Origin of the sequence: Kribbella sp. NPDC050820 (assembly GCF_040653975.1) — a bacterium.
Lineage (GTDB): Bacteria > Actinomycetota > Actinomycetes > Propionibacteriales > Kribbellaceae > Kribbella.
Map to the genome: position 1 here is coordinate 28,626 of NZ_JBFAHB010000073.1, position 18,114 is coordinate 46,739.

Consider the following 18,114-nt stretch of genomic DNA (forward strand, 5'->3'; position numbering starts at 1 on the left):
TTTTCACGAGGCCGGAAAGTCCCTCAGGGGATGCGGACGATCAGGGCCTCGGGGTCGACCGAGGCGCTCAGGGTGCGGCCGTCGGCGATCGTGTCGCCGTCGAGTTGGCGTCGTACGGTCTTGGCGGCCGTCACCTGGATCCGCTTGCCGGTGAAGCGCTCGACGTGGCGTTCACGCAGGCGCTTCACCACCAGGCTCGCCGCGAGCCGCGGCCACTGGCTGATCCGGCGCGGCGCGAGGACGACGGCGTCGATCAGCCCGTCGTCCGGTACGGCGTCCGGCAGCAGCGGGATGTTCGCCTGCAGGGTCCCGACGTTGCCGATCACCACGGTCCGCGCGCGGCGCCGTACCGGCGGCTCGCCGTCGACGATGATCTCGACCCGGACGAACGGGTGGTTGAGGTTCTTCAGCGTCGCGACGACGTACGCGGCCCACCCGACCCGCTTCTTCAGCTGGTCGGGTGCGTCCGCGATGATCGCGGCGTCCAGCCCGAGGCCGGCCATCACCACGAAGCGGTCCGTCGGCAGCTCGTCGCCTTCGATCTCGACGCTGTCGATCCGCTGCTCGTTGCCGCCGAGCAGCTCGGTCAGTGCGATCTCGAGGTCGAGTGAGATGCCGAGGTTGCGGGCCAGCAGGTTGCCGGTCCCGGCCGGCAGCACCGCCACCGGGATCCCGCTGCGGGCCAGCTCGGCGCAGACCACGCGCACCGTGCCGTCCCCGCCGGCCACGACGACCAGGTCGGCGGTCTCGTCGATCGCACGCTTGGCCATCGTCGACCCGGCGTCGTCCTCGGTGGTCTCGAGCCACAGCGAGTCGTCGAACCCGCGCTCGGTGAGCGCCTGGTCGACGGTACGACGGAACTCCTCGACGTCCGGCACTTTCACCGGGTTGAGGATGACAGCTGCTCGACGGGCGGAACTCACCTGATTTTGTCCGTTCGGGGGGATAGCGTGCTCGGAGTGAGCAGCCTTCCACGGAGTACCCCAGAAACCCAGGGACTATCCAGCACCGCTCTCGACACATTCGTCGCCGCGCTGGACTCGTCCGCCCAGGAGATCCAGACCGTGATGCTGCTGCGGCACGGTCACGTGGTCCTCGAGGAGGAGTGGTCGCCGTACCGGCTGAGCGATCCGCACGCGTTGTTCTCGGTGTCGAAGAGCTTCACCTCGACCGCGGTCGGGCTCGCGATCGACGCCGGGCTGCTGTCGCTCGACGACCCGGTGATCTCGTTCTTCGACGCCGACGAGCTGCCGGAGACGATCAGCGACAACCTGGCCGCGATGAAGGTCCGGCACCTGCTGACCATGACGTCCGGCCACGGCCAGGACACCGTCGAGGCGCTCACCCGGGACCGCCGGATGGTGAAGATCTTTCTCGGCCTCGACGTCGAGCACGAGCCGGGCACGGTGTTCGTCTACAACAGCGGCGCGACGTACATGCTGTCCGCGATCCTGCAACGGCTGACCGGCGAGAAGCTGGTCGACTACCTGAAGCCGCGGCTGTTCGAGCCGCTCGGCGCGACTGAGGCGACCTGGCAGGTGTCGGCGGAGGACATCACCACCGGCGGTTGGGGCCTGTCCCTCAACACCGAGTCGTTGGCCGGCTTCGGGCAGCTGCTGCTGCAGCACGGCGTCTGGGAAGGCAAGCAGCTGGTCCCGGCCGAGTGGTTCGAGGCCGCGACGTCGAGGCAGGTTGCCAACGACACCGAGGAGAACCCGGACTGGAAGCAGGGGTACGGCTTCCAGTTCTGGCGCGGCCGGCACGGCACCTATCGTGGCGACGGCGCGTTCGGCCAGTTCTGCTTGATCTTCCCGTCGTACGACGCGGCGCTCATCGTCACGGGTGCGACGTTCGACATGCAGGCCGTCCTGGACACGGTCTGGGAGCACTTGCTTCCGGTGCTCGAGGGCAAGGAGGTCACGCCGGCGGCTCGGCCTTCGCGGCTGGCGTTGCTGCCGCCGGCCGGCCCGGCGCCGCGCGGCGGGAGCGGACAGACCTACCGCTTCGCGAAGAACGACGCCGGCCTGACCACGATCCGGCTCGACCCGGACGGGACTGGGACGTTCACCTTCGATTCCGATGCCCCGCATGAGGTTGTGTGCGCGGCCGGTGAGTGGCGTGAGCAGCGGAGCCCATCTCGGGGCGCCGAGCCGGGGCAGCGGATCGTGACCAGCGCGTACGGCGACGGCGACGCGTTCGTCGCGACCTTCCGCTGGCTCGACACCCCGTTCGTCGCTACCGCGACCTGCCGCGAGAGCGGCGACTCGATGACCCTCGACGTCGAACTGAACGTCTCCTTCGGACCGACTTCGTTCACGCTGCAATCGGAGTGACCTCCGTCACAGTCACAACCCGGCGGGTGCGCGTGTCCTCCGGGTTGACGACGAATAACGGAGGAATCTCATGAAGGTGTTGGTGGCAGGTGCGACCGGCGGACTGGGCCGATCGCTGGTACCGAAGCTGATCGCGGCCGGGCACGAGGTGACCGGGATGATCCGGTCGGAGTCGGGCGCGGCGGGCGTGCGTGCACAGGGCGCAGACGTCGTCCTGGCCGACGGACTCGACGCGGCCGCGGTGATGGCAGCCGTGGATGCGGTCCGGCCGGAGGTCGTCGTACACCAGATGACGGCGCTCAAGGGCGGGATCGACTTCAAGAAGTTCGACCAGAGCTTCGCGCTGACGAACCGGCTGCGCACCGAGGGCACCGACCACCTCCTCGCCGCCTCCCAGGCTGCCGGCGTACGACGGTTCGTCGTCCAGTCGTACGCCGGCTGGAACATGCTCCAAGAAGGATCCGCGACGAAGACCGAGGCGGACCCGCTCGACCCCGACCCGGTGCCGGCGCAACGGCAGACGATGGCCGGGATCAAGCACCTCGAGTCGGCCGTCACTTCAGCCGACGGGATCGAAGGGGTCGCCCTGCGGTACGCCGCCTTCTACGGGCCGACCGGCGACATCGGCAAGGGCGGGTCGATCGTCGAGATGATCCGGAAGCGCAAGCTGCCGCTGGTCGGCAACGGCGCCGGGGTCTGGTCGTTCATCCACTACGACGACGCGGCCGACGTGACGGTGAAGGCGATCGAGAGCGACGCGACGGGGATCTACCAGATCGCCGACGACGACCCGGCTGCGGCTTCGGTGTGGCTGCCCGAGTTCGCTCGGATTCTCGGCGCGAAGCCGCCGCGGCGGATCCCGGTGTGGCTGGCGCGGCTGGCGATCGGTGACACCGGGGTGGCTGCGTTCACGACGATCCGGGGCGTGGACAACACGCTGGCCCAGAAGACCTTCGACTGGGAGCCGGGGTACGCCTCCTGGCGGGAAGGCTTCCGGAAGGGCCTCTAGGCCGGGCAGGTCGCCGGCCGGCCACTCGCTCAGTCGAGGCGGGTGAAGGTGAGGGTTTCGCCGCGGGCTCCGCCCATCCACAGGTCCTGGCAGGCCGCGGCGAACTCCTCGAGGTTCTCGGTGACGGCGCCGAAGACGTTGCCGGGCACCCAGCCCTGATCACCGTTGATCAGCAGGTTGTTCCGCCCGTAGAACACCGCGAGGTCGACGATCGCCCCGGTCGTCCCGGTCCCGGTGCTGTTCTCGTACCCGTACGCCGGATTGCCCAGATCGTCGGAGTCGAACGAGAACCAGCACAGGTCCCCGGGGATCGGGGTGACCGTGGTGTTCTCCTTCCCCGGGTCCGCCGACGCGAAGGCGGGCAGCAACGTGTAGATCTCGTTCCGGGCGTACTTGCCGTGGAAGACAGGCGCCGACAACGGCAACGCATCCCACACGGCCGCGCAGGTCCGCGGTGCGACGTCGTCGAGCAGTTTGGCCATACAACTCACGCCGCGCTTGTCCAGACGGACGGTGACGAACCTGCTCAACGTGCCTCCAAGGTCGGTGTCCGCGTGTGCCAATCGGTGGCCGCCTGGTATGCCTGGCCGACTCGCAGCGTGAGCGCGTCCTGGTGCCGAGGCGCGACCACCTGCAGGCCGACCGGCAGCCCGGCCGACGTGAACCCGCAGGGCACGCTGAGCGCCGGCTGCTGGGTGAGGTTGAACGGATAGGTGTACGGCGTCCAGCTCGTCCAGTCCGGTGACGACCAGCCGTCGGGCACGTCCTGTCCGATGAGGAACGCCGTGATCGGGAGGGTCGGCGTGATGAGTACGTCGTACTGCTCGTGGAACCGGCCCATCAGCAGCCCGAGCTCCATCCGGGCCGCGGTCGCATCGAGGAAGTCGGACGCCGAGTACGACGACCCGAGCTCGGCGACCCGGCGCAGTCCGGGATCGACCCGGTCGTCGACCGTGTACGCCGACAGCACCTTGGCCGCACCCGACCACCACAACACGTTGAACGCGTCGACCGGATCCGCGAAGCCGGGATCGACCTCGGTCACCTCGGCTCCGGCGTCGGCGAGCACGTCGACGGCAGCCCGGACCAGTGACTCGACTTCCGTCTGATTGTCGACAAACCCAAGATCGGACGAGAAGGCAATCTTCAATCCGGCAACCCCGTCGTCGATCCCGGACAGGAACGACGTACTCGGTGTCGGCATCGCCGACCAGTCACGCGCATCGAATCCGGACACGACATCGAGCAGCGCGGCGTTGTCCCGGACGGTCCGCGTCATCGGTCCGGCATGCGACAACGTGCCGAACGCACTCGGCGGGAACAGCGGAATCAGCCCGTACGTCGGTTTGAGCGCAACGGTGCCCGTGAACGCGGCGGGGATCCGGACGGAGCCGCCGCCGTCGGTGCCGAGCGACCACGCGCCCATGCCGAGCCCGACCGCGGTCGCCGAACCCCCGCTCGAGCCGCCGGAGGTCTTCGACGGATCCCAGGGGTTGCCGGTCGCGCCGTACTTGTGGGAGTCGGTGACGCCCTTCCAGGAATACTCGGGGGTCGTCGTTTTGCCGAGGATCACGGCGCCGGTCTCGCGGAGGCGCGCCACTGCGGGAGCGTCCTCGTCCCACGGGCCGGCCTCGTCGATCATCGTGCTGCCGCGAAGCGTCGGCCAGCCCTTGGTCCACAACGCGTCCTTGATCGACGTGGGGACTCCGTCGCCCGGGCCGAGCGGCTCGCCTCGGTGCCACCTGACCTCCGACTCCTTGGCCGCGGCGAGCGCGCCTTCGGCGTCGACGAGGACGAAGGCGTTGACGTCTTCGTCGTACCGGTCGATGGCTTGGAGGGCGGCTTGGGTGGCCTCCACCGGGGAGATCGTGCCGGCGCGGAAGCCTTCGAGCAGGTCGGTGGCCGGGGTGAAGTTGTCTGGCTGGGTCATCGGGCTCCCGAGGGGATGTAGCCGAGCTTCTTGTCCACCACGTTGAGCAGTTGGTCGCCGGCGAGCCAGCGGTGCAGGTTGGCGGCGAACTGGTTTGCGAGCGTCTCCCGCCAGCCGAGCACGTCGCCGGACATGTGCGCGGTGATCGTGACGCCGGGCGCGTCCCAGAGCGGGTGCTCTGGTGGCAGCGGCTCGCGGTCGAAGACATCAAGCGTCGCGGTGATCCGCCCGTCCTGCAAGGCTTTCAGCAGTGCCGCCTCATCCACAATCGGCCCCCTCGCAACATTGATCAGATGCGCGCCCTCCTTCATCGCAGCAAGCACCTCCGCGCCGACGAGCCCGCGGGTGGCGGTGGTCAGGGGTGCCGCGAGCACGAGGTAGTCGACGTCGGCGACCTCTTGAGCGAGGTTGCTACTGGCAACCACCTGACCGAAGTCGGGGTGGGGTGTGCGGGCTACTCGGCCGGCGCCGCGGACCTCGACATCTACGGCTTTGAGTAGGCGGGCGATCTCGCGGCCGATGCCGCCGGTGCCGACGACCAGCGCTTTGGCGCCGCGCACGCTTCGTGTCTCGCGGTGCCGCCACTCGTGCCGGCTTTGCAGCTCGAAGCTCGTCCGACTGTCCTTCGCATGGGCGATCACCGCACCAAGCACGTACTCCGCAATCGGCCGATCGAACACCCCGTGCGCATTGGTGACAACCACATCAGAGTCGCGCAGTTCGTCGAACAACAACGTGTCCACGCCAGCCGCAGTCACATGGATCCACTCCAGCGTGCCTGCGTCGTCCCAGACCTCGCGGACAGCCGTCGAGAAGTAGTCCCACAGCAGCAAGCCCCTCGCCCCTCGAACCGCCTCCCGCAGCCCCTCCGCATCGCAGTACCGGAACTCGACCCCATCTAGGTCCTCCAGCCCGGGCGGCCGGTCGGTGGCCTGCTCGCAGAGCACCGTGACGACAGGACGCTCAGTGGGGGCAGGCACCCATCGAGGCTAGGAACCGAACCGTAGGATTGTCAACAATCTCTTGCTGTCCTGGCCGCCCCGGTCGCACACTGACTCTCATGACGCTCCGCCCCTCCACCCACCCGCTGCCGGCGTCGACGCCTCCGCTGCTGCAGACGGGCATCGGCGTGGTCGCGCCGTACGACTTCGCGCTCGATCGCGAGCTGTGGCGATGGGTCCCGGACGACGTCACGCTGCATCTCACCCGGACGCCGTACGCACCGCTCGCCGCGACCCTCGAGATGGCCGTGCACATCTCGGATCCGGAGCTGATCGCGCGCGCCGCGACCGACATCCTGCCGGTGGCGCCGCTCGCTGTTGCCTACGCCTGCACCTCGGGCAGTTTCGTCGGTGGGCTCGCCGGGGAGGTCGCGCTCGTCGACGCAATGGTCGCCGCGGGTGCGCCGGCTGCGGTGACGACGAGTGGCGCGCTGCTGCACGCCTTGCGTCACCTCGGCATCAACCGGATCGCGACGGTCACGCCGTACACGGACGACCTCACCGCCCTCCTGACCGCCTTCCTCGCCGAAGCCGGAGTCGAGGTGGTCGCCACCGCGAGCCTCGGCCTCATCGCCCAGATCTGGACCGTCCCCTACGAGGCGATCGTCGAACTCGTCCGCAGCATCGACACGAGCTCCGCCGAGGCAATCTTCATCAGCTGCACCAACCTCCCCACGTACGACGTCATCTCCGGCCTCGAGGCCCTCCTCGGCAAACCAGTCCTCACCGCCAACCAAGTCACCATGTGGTCCGCCCTCTCCCTAACCGCCCACACCCCCATAGGCCCCGGCCAAAGCCTCCTCACCTGACCAGCAAGAACCAAACCGTCGCCCCGACCACAACCAAAGCCGCCACCCACCCAACAACCCTCCCCCACCTCCCGGGCACCTCGCCGACCCCCGGAACCCCGCTGCCGTCCCCGGACAGACCTGCCCCCGCCCCCACGTCAGCCCGCGAGGCCCCCGACGACCGCACGGACGACGGCGACGGTGCCCCAGGGTGTCCTCCCGCGGTCAGGTACTGCTCCAATTGCCCGGCGCAGGTTGGGCAGGCGAGCCAGTCTGTGCGGTCGGCCACTACTTGGGTGACCCACTCGCGAGCAGGATCGAGGTTGGTCAGCCCCAGGTTTCGAGCCACGGCATCCATTCCGGCCAGCCCGGACGGACGGAACCCGCTCACGGCCGCCTGCTGCACCGCGCGGGCCGCGTACCGGGTCCCCGCGTCGGTCTTCTCATTGCAGAAGTCACACGTCGCCATCGCCCCAGTCTGGTTCGCCAACCGCATCGCGCTGGGTCGTGGCAGCAACCGGCCATTCGGGGCTTCTTCTCCCCCGCATCTGCGGTTAAGCTCCGTCGTATTGTTGACAATCTGCAATCGACAGGGGTGAGGGTGTGCCGGACCTGCTGGAGCAGGCGGTCGAGCCGGGTGAGTACGCCGGCCGGCTGCGGCGGGTTCGGGCGGCGATGGGTGAGCGGGGCCTCGCAGCCCTGGTGGTCAGCGACCCGGCGAACCTCTTCTACCTGACCGGGTACGACGCTTGGTCGTTCTACACCCCGCAGTGCCTCCTCGTGCCGGCCGACGGAGAGCCGCAACTGTTCGCGCGAGCGATGGACGCGGCGGGGGCGGCGTACACCTGCAACCTGCGCGCGGACCAGATCCACGGCTACCCGGAGGACCTCGTCCACCGACCCGACGTCCACCCCTACGACTGGATCGCCGTCGGCATCCGCGAGCTCATCCAGCCTGGCGGCGACGTCGGCATCGAGGGTGACGCGCACTGCTTCTCCGCCCGCGCATACCTTGCCCTCGGCAACGGTCTGCCCGGGCACCGGCTGGTCGACTCGGCCGAGCTGGTGAACTGGATCCGGCTGGTCAAGTCCCCGCACGAACTGCGCCAACTCCGGATCGCCGGTTCGATCGCCGAGCAGGCGATGCGGATCGCCCTCGAGCAACTCCGCCCCGGCCGCCGGCAATGCGACCTGGTCGCCGAGATCATGGCCGCCCAGGCGATCGGCACCCCGGAACACGGCGGCGACTACCCGGCGATCGTCCCGATGCTGCCCACCGGTGAAGCAGCCGGTACGCCGCATCTCACCTGGACCGACCGCCCGTTCCACGCCGGCGAGGCGACCACGATCGAACTGGCCGGCGTGTTCGGCCGCTACCACGCTCCGCTCGCCCGCACGGTGATGCTCGGCGACCCACCCCAGCGGTTGCGCGAGACGGCGAAGGTCGTGGCCGACGGGATGCGCGCCACGTTGTCGACAATCCGACCAGGTGTCACCGGCAGCGTCGTACACGCCGCCTTCAACGACGTGATCGCCGCGCACGGGTTGGTGAAGGACTCGCGGATCGGGTACTCGATCGGCATCGGCTACCCGCCCGACTGGGGTGAGCGCACGGTGAGCCTGCGCCCCGGCGAGAGCACCGTGCTCCAGGCCGGGATGGCGTTCCACGTGATTCTCGGGATGTGGATGGACGGCTGGGGATACGAGCTGTCCGAGCCGATCGTGGTCACCGACGACGGCGTCGAGCGACTGGCCGGCCTGTCCCACGAACTGACGATCAGGAGGTAGCCAGGTGACGCAGGAAACCCGTGGCGATGCAGTGAAGACTCTCCCGTACGCCGAGCGCGTCACCGGACTCGTCGGCTCGGTGATCGACTCGAGCACGTCGCTGCTGCACAAGCAGACCCACGACATCGTCCGGTTCGCCATGGGCTCCCCCGCCGCCGAGGCCGTTCCGTCGGCAATCCTCGCCGGCATCGCCGCCGACCAACTCAGCCGCGCCGACGCGTACGACTACGCCGCCACCGAAGGGGACCCGCCGCTCCACGAGGCACTCCTGGAGACGCTCCGCGGCACCAGCGACGAGACCACCGCCGACCGCCTCACCATCACCGCCGGCGGGATGCAGGGCCTCGACCTGTTCTGCAAGCTCTTCGTCGACCCCGGCGACCTGGTCGTCGTCGAGTCGCCGACGTACACGAACGGCAGCGCGACCGCACTCTCGTACGGCGCCGAACTGCTGGAGATCCCGGTCGACGACGACGGCATGATGGTCGACGACCTCGAACGGCTCCTCGACGGACGCCGGCCGAAGGCGATCTACACCATCCCGACGTTCCAGAACCCGTCCGGCGCAACCCTCTCCCTCGAGCGACGTCACCGGCTCCTCGAGCTGGCCCGTTCCTGGGGCTCGATGGTGATCGACGACGATCCGTACGGACTGCTGCGGTTCGCCGGCGATCCATTGCCGACAATCCGACAACTCGCGGCCGGCGATCCGCTGGTGTTCGCCGTACGCACGTTCTCAAAGATCGTCGCGCCCGGACTACGAGTGGGGTGGGTCGACACCGATCCCGAGCTCCAGCCGCTGCTGATCAACGCGAAGCAGGCGATGGACACCTGCACGAACCTGCCGGCCCAGCGGCTGCTCGCCGGGTTCCTGCAGGGCGGGCATCTCGAGGAGCACCTGGTCACGCAGCGCGCGCAGTACAAGCGACGCAAGGAAGCGATGCACGCGGCACTGCAGGAACACTTCGGCGACATCGCCCGGTGGACCGATCCCGAGGGCGGCTTCTTCCTCTGGGTGACGCTCGAGAACGGCGTCAACACCGCGGAGTTGTTCGAGATCGCGCTCGCCGAAGGCGTCGCGTTCATCCCCGGCCCGGCCTTCTCCCCCACCGGACGCTTCACCGACGCCCTCCGGCTGTGCTTCGCCTCCACGCCACCAGACCGCATCCACGAGGGCGTCGCTCGCCTGCGCCGCGCCGCCGACAAACTGTTGCCCTAGGCAACTCCTCACGCAGTTCTCTCAACAGGCCAGGGCGACTGAGAGGATTCGTTTACGCAGGTGTTACACACCACGCGCGCCGCTGAAACCCGCACGCCCTGAACTGAACGGGACCCGCCGACGTTGGCGGGGCGCCCCTAGGGTTCCGCTGCCGGCACCGGCAGGACTGGTCCGAGAGGGGAGGCGGCGCTGTTCGCGACGGCGCCGTTCCACGGCGGGACAAAAGCCCGGGAGGCCTTGAAGGCCCCGGGTTGCCGTGTGCATTCCGGGCCGATCCGACGGAGGCCGGAATGTCAGCCACCCCTGAAACACTGACCTCACCAAGCGCAGAGGACCTGGGCCGCTTCGGCTACACCCAGCAGCTCTCGCGCCGGGTCGGCAGCTACGCGTCGTTCGCTGCCGGCTTCTCGTTCGTGTCGATCCTGACCACGGTGTTCCAGCTGTTCGGGCTGGGTTTCGGCTTCGGCGGTACGGCGTTCTTCTGGACCTGGCCCGCGGTTCTGGCCGGCCAGCTGATGGTCGCGCTGTGCTTCGCCGAACTGGCCGCGCGCTATCCCCTGTCCGGCGCGATCTACCAGTGGGCGCGGCGCCTCGGCGGGGCGATCGTCGGCTGGATCGCCGGTTGGACGATGGTGATCGCGCAGATCATCACGCTGGCCGCGGCCGCGATTGCTTTGCAGGTCGTGCTGCCCGCGGTCTGGTCCGGCTTCCAGCTGATCGGGACCGACTCCACTCTCGCGTCGCGCGATGGCGCTGCGAATGCCGTCGTACTCGGATGTCTGCTGCTCGCGGCGACCACACTACTCAACGCGACGAGCGTGCGGATCACCGCGATCGTCAACTCGGCCGGCGTGACGTGTGAGCTCGTCGGTGTCGTGTTGATTGTCGTGTTGTTGACAATGCACGCCGAGCGCGGGCCGTCCGTCGTACTGCACACGACGGGCCTCGACAGCAGCACCGGCTACGTCGTACCGCTGCTGATCTCGGCGTTGATGGCGGCGTACGTGCTGGTCGGGTTCGACAGCGCGGGTGAGTTGTCGGAGGAGACGCACAAGCCGCGCGCGACCACGCCACGGACGATCATCCGGGCGGTCGTCGCGTCCGGGATCGGCGGTGCGTTCCTGATCGTCGCGGCGTTGATGGCCGCGCCGTCGCTGACTGACGGCGACCTTGCCACCCAGGGGCTCCCGTACGTGCTGACCAGCCGGCTCGGCACGGCGCCGGGGAAGCTGCTGCTGCTCGATGTGGCGATCGCGGTGTGCGTGTGCACGCTGGCGATCCAGACCGCGGCGGCCCGGATGATCTTCTCGATGGCGCGCGACAATGTGCTGCCCGCTTCGGAGCTGCTGCGTCAGGTGTCCCGTCGTACCGGCACCCCCGTTGCCGCGACGATCGTGCCCGGGGTTCTCGCCGCTGTGTGCCTGCTGGTGAACGTGGGGAACGCCGGTCTGTTCCTCGGTCTCGCGAGCGTCTGCATCATGCTGCTGTACGTCGCGTACCTGATGGTCACCGCACCCTTGCTGGTACGGCGCTTGACCGGCAACGGACTCGCATCCGGCGTCGACGAGAACGGGAAGCCACTGTTCTCGCTCGGCCGATTCGGTCTGATTGTCAACATCATCGCGGTCACCTACGGGCTTGCCATGGCAATCAACCTGGGCTGGCCGCGCGCCGAGGTCTACGACCCGGCAGGCGAGGGCTGGTACCTGCACTACCTCCCACTGATCGTCCTCACCATCGTCGCTGTAGGCGGCGTCATCGCCTACCGCACCCAGCGCACGGCGTACCACGCCTCCATCGGCCTCCACGTGCCGGCCGCGACTCCCACCGCCGTCGCCGAGACGGAAAGAGCCGGCGCATGACCCACGAAACTCTCGCCGGCACGGGCCAGGAGGACTCCTCTGACACCAGCCGCGAGACTCCCGCTCGGGCAAACCGTGAGGTTCCCGGTGGGGCGGTGTGGTCGGTTCCGGTTCGTGCGGGGCGCAGTCTCAGGCTGACTGCGCTTGCTGATGGGGCGAATGCGTCCTTGCTTGTTGTGGGGGCCGATCGGCTTGATCGGTTGAACATTCCGGACACGTTGAAGGCGCAGATGTCGGCGCGGATTCGGGCCGGCATGGTACTGATGTCCGACCGCGGTCTCGCCCTCGCGACCGTGGTCGAGTCCAGCCTCGATTGGCATGACTGCTTGACCGGGGTGCTCCCCGACCGGCTGCTGCTCATCGAGCTCGCGAAGCACGGCCTCGGGCCGGCCGACCTGCATGCCTGCATCAACTTCTTCTCCAAGGTGGCCATCGCCGACGACCACCGCGCCTCGCTGACACTCGTCCCCGACCACGCACGAGCCGGGGACACCGTCGTACTGCGGGCCGATCAGGACCTCCTGGTGTTCATCTGCACCGCGCCACACCCGATGTCCGACGGCCCGTCCGGCGCGATCGCCGTACAGCTCGGCACAGCTGACCAGACGGACCCGCCGTTGCGGGAAGAAGCAGTGCGGGCACTCGAGCTGACCCGGGAGTTGATCGCATGACCGTCCTCGACACGACCACCAGCGAGGTCACGACCACCGGGCTCGACACCGTCGTCCAACCAGGCGACGGCGCGCTCGTCACCGTCCCGGCCGGCGGCCGGTTGCGGATTGTCGACCTGCACGGCAATCAGGCCGTCGACACTCTGTTCTACGACGCGCACGACATCGACAACCGCTACTCCGCCTTCGACACGATCCGCGAACAGCGCGCCGTCTACCTCACGACCGGATCCCGCCTGCTCTCGACCAGGCTCGACGAGCTCGCAGTCATCACCGGCGACACCTGCGGCCGGCACGACACCGTCGGCGGCGCCTGCTCGCAGGAGAGCAACGTCATCCGGTACGGCGAGCACACCCGACACCAGCACGCCTGCCGCCAGACCTTCCTGTACTACGGCATGAAGGCCGGCATCGGCCAGCGCCAACTCACGCACAACGTCAACTTCTTCATGAACGTGCCGGTCACCTCGGCCGGCGACCTGAAGTTCGACGACGGCCTGTCCGCCCCGGGCAGGTACGTCGAGATCACCGCGAGCCGGGACATCCTGGTGCTGATCAGCAATTGTCCGCAGGTCAACAATCCTTGCAACGGCTGGAACCCGACGCCGGTGCAGCTCCTGGGCTGGTGGTGACGTTGGCGATCATCACGATCTCCAGCCCGGGAATCCAGACGACCGTCCAGGACCGAGCCGGCCGCCCCGGGCTGTGGGATGTCGGCGTACCGCCTTCCGGCGCGGCCGATGAACTCAGCTTCGCGCTGATCAACGCCGCAGTCGGCAATCCCGACAACGCAGCAGGTCTGGAGTGCGTCCTGGCCGGGCCGGTACTCACGTGCGACGAGGACCGACTCGTCTGCGTCGGCGGCGCTGTCAACAATGCGACAATCGACGGCCTGCGCGTGCGGCCCGGCATGGTCGTCCGGCTCCCGGCCGGCGCGGTCCTGGATGTCGGCCCGCTTGACGGGCCTGGGACGCGCGGCTACCTCGCGATCGAAGGCGGTCTGGACGTTCCGCGCGTACTGGGTAGCCGATCCACCTTTGTGCTCGGCGGTTTCGGCGGTCACGAGGGCCGACCGCTCGCGGCCGGCGACAACCTACCGCTGGGCCGACGGGAGAACCTGCTCAGCCCGATCTCGGTCGAACTGCCGACCATCTCGAACAGCTGGGAGATGCGGGTGATCCCCGGTCCACACGGTGCTCCGGACCACCTGACCGACGAAGGCGTCGAGGTGTTCTTCGGGACCGAGTGGATTGTCGACCATCGCTCGGACCGCACCGGGATCAGGCTCGTCGGCCCGATACCGCAATGGGCCCGGACCGACGGCGGCGAGGCGGGTCTGCACCCGTCCAACGTGCACGACTCCGCATACCCGGTCGGCGGCATCATGCTGTCCGGCGATACCCCGGTCATCGTCGGCAAGGACGGACCTTCGCTCGGCGGCTTCGTCGTACCCGCGGTGGTGATCGAGGCCGATCGCTGGATGCTCGGTCAGCTGCGCGCCGGCGACTCCGTCCGGCTGGTGCCCGTGTCTATGGATGCGGCCGCCGAGGCGATCGCCGTACGGCGTGCTTGGCTGGCCGATCTCCGTCAGACACCGGCGCCTGCGGTGGCTCCAGTCAGTGGGTCTGCGCGGCCGGACGTGCTGCATCGGTCGGACGGCGTACCGCCGTACACCATCAGGTGTGCGGGCGAACGGCATCTGCTGGTCGAGGCCGGACCGGCTGAGCTCGACCTGACTGTGCGGGTGTGGATTCACCTGCTGGCACAGGCGTTGCGGGACGATCGGCCGGCGGGCGTTGCCGAGATCGTCGAGGGTGTGCGATCGCTCCTCGTCGCCGTGGACTCGGATCGACTCGGCCTGGTCGAACTGGCCGAGCGGCTCGCGTTCCTCGCGGCCGGGCTGGCGGATCCGGAGACGGTGGTGCTGCCTGCGCGCGAGGTGATCCTGCCGATCGCGTTCGACCACCCGGAGGCGCACGAGGCGATGCGGCGGTACGCGACGTCGGTGCGGCCGGACGCGCCGTGGTGCCCGGACAACGTGGAGTTCATCCGGCGGGTCAACGATCTGGGCGAGCGTGATGAGGTGTTCGAGATCGTCCAGGCCGCGACGTACCTGGTGGTCGGGCTGGGCGACGTCTACCTCGGCGCGCCGGTCGCCGTACCGATCGATCCGCGGCACCGGCTGGTGACGACGAAGTACAACCCGGCCCGGACCTGGACGCCGCAGAACGCGGTCGGCATCGGCGGGATCTACCTGTGCGTGTACGGGATGGAAGGGCCGGGTGGGTACCAGTTGGTCGGGCGCACCGTCCCGGTGTGGCGGTTGTCGCCTGCCGACGAGCAGCCGTGGTTGCTGCGGCAGTTCGACTTGATCAGATTCACTCCGGTGAGTGCGGAGCAGCTTGCTCACGAGCGGGCCGAGCTCGCGGCCGGGCGGGCCGACCTGCGGGTCAGCCCGGCGACCTTCTCGATCGCCGACGTACGCCGGATCGAACAGGAGGCACCTGTGGATATCGCGACAGTGCGGGCCCGACGGCGGGCCGCGTTCGAGGCGGAGCGGGCGAGGTGGGGTGCGTGAACGTCTGGATCACCCGGGTCGACCCGGTCGCGCCGGCGCCGGGACAGCTGCACGGCCTGACGTTCGCGCTGAAGGACAACATCGACCTTGCCGGGGTGCCGACGACTGCCGGCGATCCGCGCAACGATCAGCCGGCCGAGCGGAACGCATTCGTGGTCGACCGGTTGATCGAGGCGGGCGCCGTTCCGTTGGGGAAGACGAATCTCGACCAGTACGCGACCGGGTTGGTCGGCACGCGGTCGCCGTACGGCGCTTGTCACTCGGTGTTCTCGGAGGAGCACGTGTCGGGTGGGTCGAGCTCTGGCAGTGCAGTCGCGGTGGCGTCGGGGCAGGTGGACTTCGCGCTCGGCACCGACACGGCCGGGAGCGGGCGGGTGCCGGTTGCCTTCAATCGGATTGTCGGCATCAAACCATCGCGTGGTCTCGTGTCGGCGCGTGGCGTCGTACCGGCGTGCCGATCGCTCGACTGCGTCACGGTGATGGCGCGAACGGTCAGTACGGCGCGGGCCGCCTTCGACGTGATGGTGTCCTTCGACCCGGACGACCCGTGGTCGCGGCGTGCCCCTTCACTGCCTGCTGCACGCTTGGGGCCACGGTCGGCCGGTGTTGTCTCCGGACGGGCGTTGGGTCGCGCGGTGATCGGCGTACCGGATTTGGATCTGGATCTGGAGCCGCTGCATGAGGCCGCGTGGCAGGAGACGCTCGGTCAGGTCGATCGGCTCGGGGACGTGGTGAAGGTGGATGTGCGGCCGCTGCTCGAGGCGGCGGAGTTGCTGTACTCCGGGCCGTGGCTGGCTGAGCGGTGGCTCGCGTTCGGGGACAAGCTGGACGACGATCCGGCGGTGGACCCGACCGTGCGGTCGATTGTCAACAATGGGGCAATCCTGACCGCGGCGGACGCCTTCGCCGGCTTCGATCGACTCGCCACGCTCGCTCGGGCCAGCGAGCACCTGTGGACGCAGCTCGACGCGTTGTTGCTGCCGGTGACGTACGGACATCCGACACTGGCCGAGGTGGCGGCGGACCCGATCGGCGTGAACAGCCGGCTCGGGCGGTTCACCAACATGGTCAACCTGCTCGACCTGTGCGCGGTCGCCTTCCCAGGGCCGGATCGGGCCGACGGGCTGCCGTTCGGCATCCAGTTGCTCGCGCCGGCGGGTCACGATCGGGTGCTGATCGACCTCGCCGCCGTGTGGTGCGGCGAGGAGACCGCGCCACCCGAGCCGGCCGACGACGAGGTGCTGCTGGCGGTAGCCGGTGCTCATCTGTCGGGCCAGCCTCTGAATGCGGAGCTGGTACGACGTGGCGCCCGGCTAGCCTTCAATGCGCGGACGGCCTCGTCGTACCGGATGTATCTGGTCGAAGGGCCGCGGCCCGGGCTGACGCCTTCCCGTGAGACCGGTCCCGGGATCGAAGTGGAGGTGTGGAGCCTGCCCGCGGCGGAGCTCGGTGGGTTCGCGCAGACGATCGAGCCGCCGCTGGCGATCGGGCCACTCGAGCTGTCGGACGGGCGCTGGATCCTAGGATTCGTGTGTACGGCGGATGCCGCGGACCCGACGCATGACATCACTAGCTTTGGCGGCTGGCGCGCGTACCTGGCTTCGGGGTCGCCCTAAGCTTGGTCCTCATGACGCCCGCCGAACAGAGTGTGCTCGACCGGATCGACGAGGAGCTGCTGGTACGGCTCACCTGTCAGTTGCTGCAGGCAACCGGACAGAACCCACCCGGCGGGGAGGCCGCGACCGTCGCAGTACTCGCGGCGGCGGGGCGTGACCTCGGGCTCGACGTGGTCACCTCGACGGTCGAGCCCGGGCGGGACAACCTCAGCATCACGCTTGCCGGGGGCAACGGTCCGGGGTTGCTGATCCTCGGACACACCGACGTCGTACCGGTAGGCGATGGCTGGACCGTCGACCCGTACGGCGGTGTCGTGAAGGACGGCCGCATCTACGGGCGCGGCGCGTCGGACATGAAGGGCGGTCTGGCGGCTGCGTTGGTCGCGATGGCCGCCCTTCGCGGCGCCGGGCTGAGCGGTCCGGTCGAGCTCGCGGCGGTGGTCGACGAGGAGGAGACCGGCAAGGGGATCCGGTCGTACGTCGCGCGTGGGCCGCGGGCGTTTGCCGGCTGCGTCACTGCCGAGCCGACGGATTTGCAGACGATCATCGCGGCGCGCGGCGACTCGTACCTGCGCGTCGCGATCCACGGACGGGCCTGTCACGCGGGCAACCCGGACGACGGGGCGAACGCGATCTACGGCGCCGCCGCGGTGGTGGCCGAGATCGAGCGGCTGCATACGTCGCTTGCTGCCGACCCGCATCCGTTGCTCGGTCCGGCGACGTGGAGCGTCGGTCAGATCAACGGCGGTACGGGTGGCTCGATCGTGCCCGCCGAGTGCGTGATCGTGGCGGATCGGCGGCTGCTGCCGGGTGAGTCGCCGGCCGCCGTACTCTCCGATCTGCGCGCCCGCGTGGCGGCATTGCGGCTCGAGGACCGCGGCTTGTCGGTCGACCTCGACATGCCGATGGAGATGCCCGCCTTCGAGACGCCTGCGGACGCGGACCTCGTCCGGGTGGTCGAGGCGGCCCGCGTCGACGCCGGCGGTCCCGACGTACCCCTGGCCGGCTGGACCGCCGCCTGCGACGGCGGCTACGTCGCCCGAGACCTCGCCGTACCCGTCGTCGTCCTAGGCCCCGGCTCAGTCACCGCCCAAGCCCACCGCGCCGACGAGTCAGTCCCCATCGCCGACCTACTAACCGCCACCCGCACCTACACCCTCACCGCCCTCCGCCTCCTCAACTAACCCCACCCAGCCCAGCCATGACCGCCCCGCCTCAGCTCCCCCACCCTCGCCGCGGGAGGGGATAGCCCCTTCGCTTGTGGGTTCTCCCCTCGCAGACGAGAGGAGAACCCACAACTCGAACGGATATCCCTCCGA

General features: G+C 69.0%; 15 protein-coding genes and 1 riboswitch. Of the genes, 11 read left to right on the forward strand and 4 right to left on the reverse strand.

Annotated features, from left to right (window positions below; translation table 11 throughout):
• Nucleotides 1-23: 23 nt before the first annotated feature.
• Nucleotides 24-884, reverse strand: coding sequence for a diacylglycerol kinase family protein (locus tag AB0H36_RS39045; RefSeq protein WP_360535482.1), 861 nt, complete (start codon nt 882-884; stop codon nt 24-26).
• A gap of 75 nt (nt 885-959) precedes the next feature.
• Between AB0H36_RS39045 and AB0H36_RS39050 the strand changes: the two genes are divergently transcribed.
• Together AB0H36_RS39050 and AB0H36_RS39055 are read left to right on the forward strand one after the other, a co-directional pair.
• Nucleotides 960-2,333, forward strand: coding sequence for a serine hydrolase (locus AB0H36_RS39050; RefSeq protein ID WP_360535484.1), 1,374 nt, complete (start codon nt 960-962; stop codon nt 2,331-2,333).
• Between the two features lie 70 nt (nt 2,334-2,403).
• Nucleotides 2,404-3,342: an NAD(P)-dependent oxidoreductase gene (locus AB0H36_RS39055; protein ID WP_360535486.1), complete on the forward strand. Its 939-nt coding sequence runs from the start codon at nt 2,404-2,406 to the stop codon at nt 3,340-3,342.
• Between the two features lie 29 nt (nt 3,343-3,371).
• Here the strand turns inward: AB0H36_RS39055 and AB0H36_RS39060 are convergent, their stop codons facing one another.
• Genes AB0H36_RS39060 through AB0H36_RS39070 form a run of 3 tightly spaced genes read right to left on the reverse strand, consistent with a single transcriptional unit; the run spans nt 3,372 to nt 6,252 of the window.
• Complete coding sequence (locus AB0H36_RS39060) at nt 3,372-3,872, reverse strand: DUF3830 family protein (RefSeq protein ID WP_360535488.1); 501 nt, start codon at nt 3,870-3,872, stop codon at nt 3,372-3,374.
• Nucleotides 3,869-5,272: an amidase gene (locus AB0H36_RS39065; protein ID WP_360535490.1), complete on the reverse strand. Its 1,404-nt coding sequence runs from the start codon at nt 5,270-5,272 to the stop codon at nt 3,869-3,871. Before AB0H36_RS39065 ends, AB0H36_RS39060 begins: the two co-directional genes overlap by 4 nt.
• Nucleotides 5,269-6,252: a D-2-hydroxyacid dehydrogenase gene (locus AB0H36_RS39070; protein ID WP_360535492.1), complete on the reverse strand. Its 984-nt coding sequence runs from the start codon at nt 6,250-6,252 to the stop codon at nt 5,269-5,271. The genes AB0H36_RS39065 and AB0H36_RS39070 overlap by 4 nt, the downstream gene beginning before the upstream one ends.
• Before the next feature lie 80 nt (nt 6,253-6,332).
• Between AB0H36_RS39070 and AB0H36_RS39075 the strand changes: the two genes are divergently transcribed.
• The 9 genes from AB0H36_RS39075 to AB0H36_RS39115 all read left to right on the forward strand — a co-directional run bounded on the left by AB0H36_RS39075 (nt 6,333) and on the right by AB0H36_RS39115 (nt 17,979).
• A complete protein-coding gene (locus AB0H36_RS39075; protein ID WP_360535494.1) occupies nt 6,333-7,082 on the forward strand; it encodes an Asp/Glu racemase in 750 nt (249 codons plus the stop codon).
• Nucleotides 7,083-7,664: 582 nt separating this feature from the next.
• Nucleotides 7,665-8,849 carry a M24 family metallopeptidase gene (locus AB0H36_RS39080; RefSeq protein ID WP_360535496.1) on the forward strand — a complete coding sequence of 395 codons (1,185 nt, stop codon included), beginning with the start codon at nt 7,665-7,667 and terminating at the stop codon, nt 8,847-8,849.
• A gap of 4 nt (nt 8,850-8,853) precedes the next feature.
• On the forward strand, nt 8,854-10,068 hold the full coding sequence (locus AB0H36_RS39085; RefSeq protein WP_360535498.1) for a PLP-dependent aminotransferase family protein: 1,215 nt from the start codon (nt 8,854-8,856) through the stop codon (nt 10,066-10,068).
• A gap of 126 nt (nt 10,069-10,194) precedes the next feature.
• Nucleotides 10,195-10,304, forward strand: a riboswitch (guanidine-I (ykkC/yxkD leader).
• A 54-nt stretch (nt 10,305-10,358) separates the two neighbouring features.
• Nucleotides 10,359-11,930 (forward strand): amino acid permease, encoded by a 1,572-nt coding sequence (locus tag AB0H36_RS39090; RefSeq protein WP_360535500.1) that lies wholly within the window; start codon nt 10,359-10,361, stop codon nt 11,928-11,930.
• On the forward strand, nt 11,927-12,601 hold the full coding sequence (locus tag AB0H36_RS39095; protein WP_360535502.1) for a DUF1989 domain-containing protein: 675 nt from the start codon (nt 11,927-11,929) through the stop codon (nt 12,599-12,601). The genes AB0H36_RS39090 and AB0H36_RS39095 overlap by 4 nt, the downstream gene beginning before the upstream one ends.
• On the forward strand, nt 12,598-13,233 hold the full coding sequence (locus tag AB0H36_RS39100; protein ID WP_360535504.1) for an urea amidolyase associated protein UAAP2: 636 nt from the start codon (nt 12,598-12,600) through the stop codon (nt 13,231-13,233). The genes AB0H36_RS39095 and AB0H36_RS39100 overlap by 4 nt, the downstream gene beginning before the upstream one ends.
• Entirely contained in the window at nt 13,185-15,179 is a 1,995-nt protein-coding gene (locus AB0H36_RS39105) for a 5-oxoprolinase/urea amidolyase family protein (RefSeq protein ID WP_360535506.1), read from the forward strand. Before AB0H36_RS39100 ends, AB0H36_RS39105 begins: the two co-directional genes overlap by 49 nt.
• On the forward strand, nt 15,176-16,795 hold the full coding sequence (atzF, locus tag AB0H36_RS39110) for an allophanate hydrolase (protein ID WP_360535508.1): 1,620 nt from the start codon (nt 15,176-15,178) through the stop codon (nt 16,793-16,795). Before AB0H36_RS39105 ends, atzF begins: the two co-directional genes overlap by 4 nt.
• 11 nt (nt 16,796-16,806) lie before the next feature.
• On the forward strand, nt 16,807-17,979 hold the full coding sequence (locus AB0H36_RS39115) for a M20 family metallopeptidase (protein ID WP_360535510.1): 1,173 nt from the start codon (nt 16,807-16,809) through the stop codon (nt 17,977-17,979).
• The last annotated feature ends 135 nt before the right edge of the window (nt 17,980-18,114 follow it).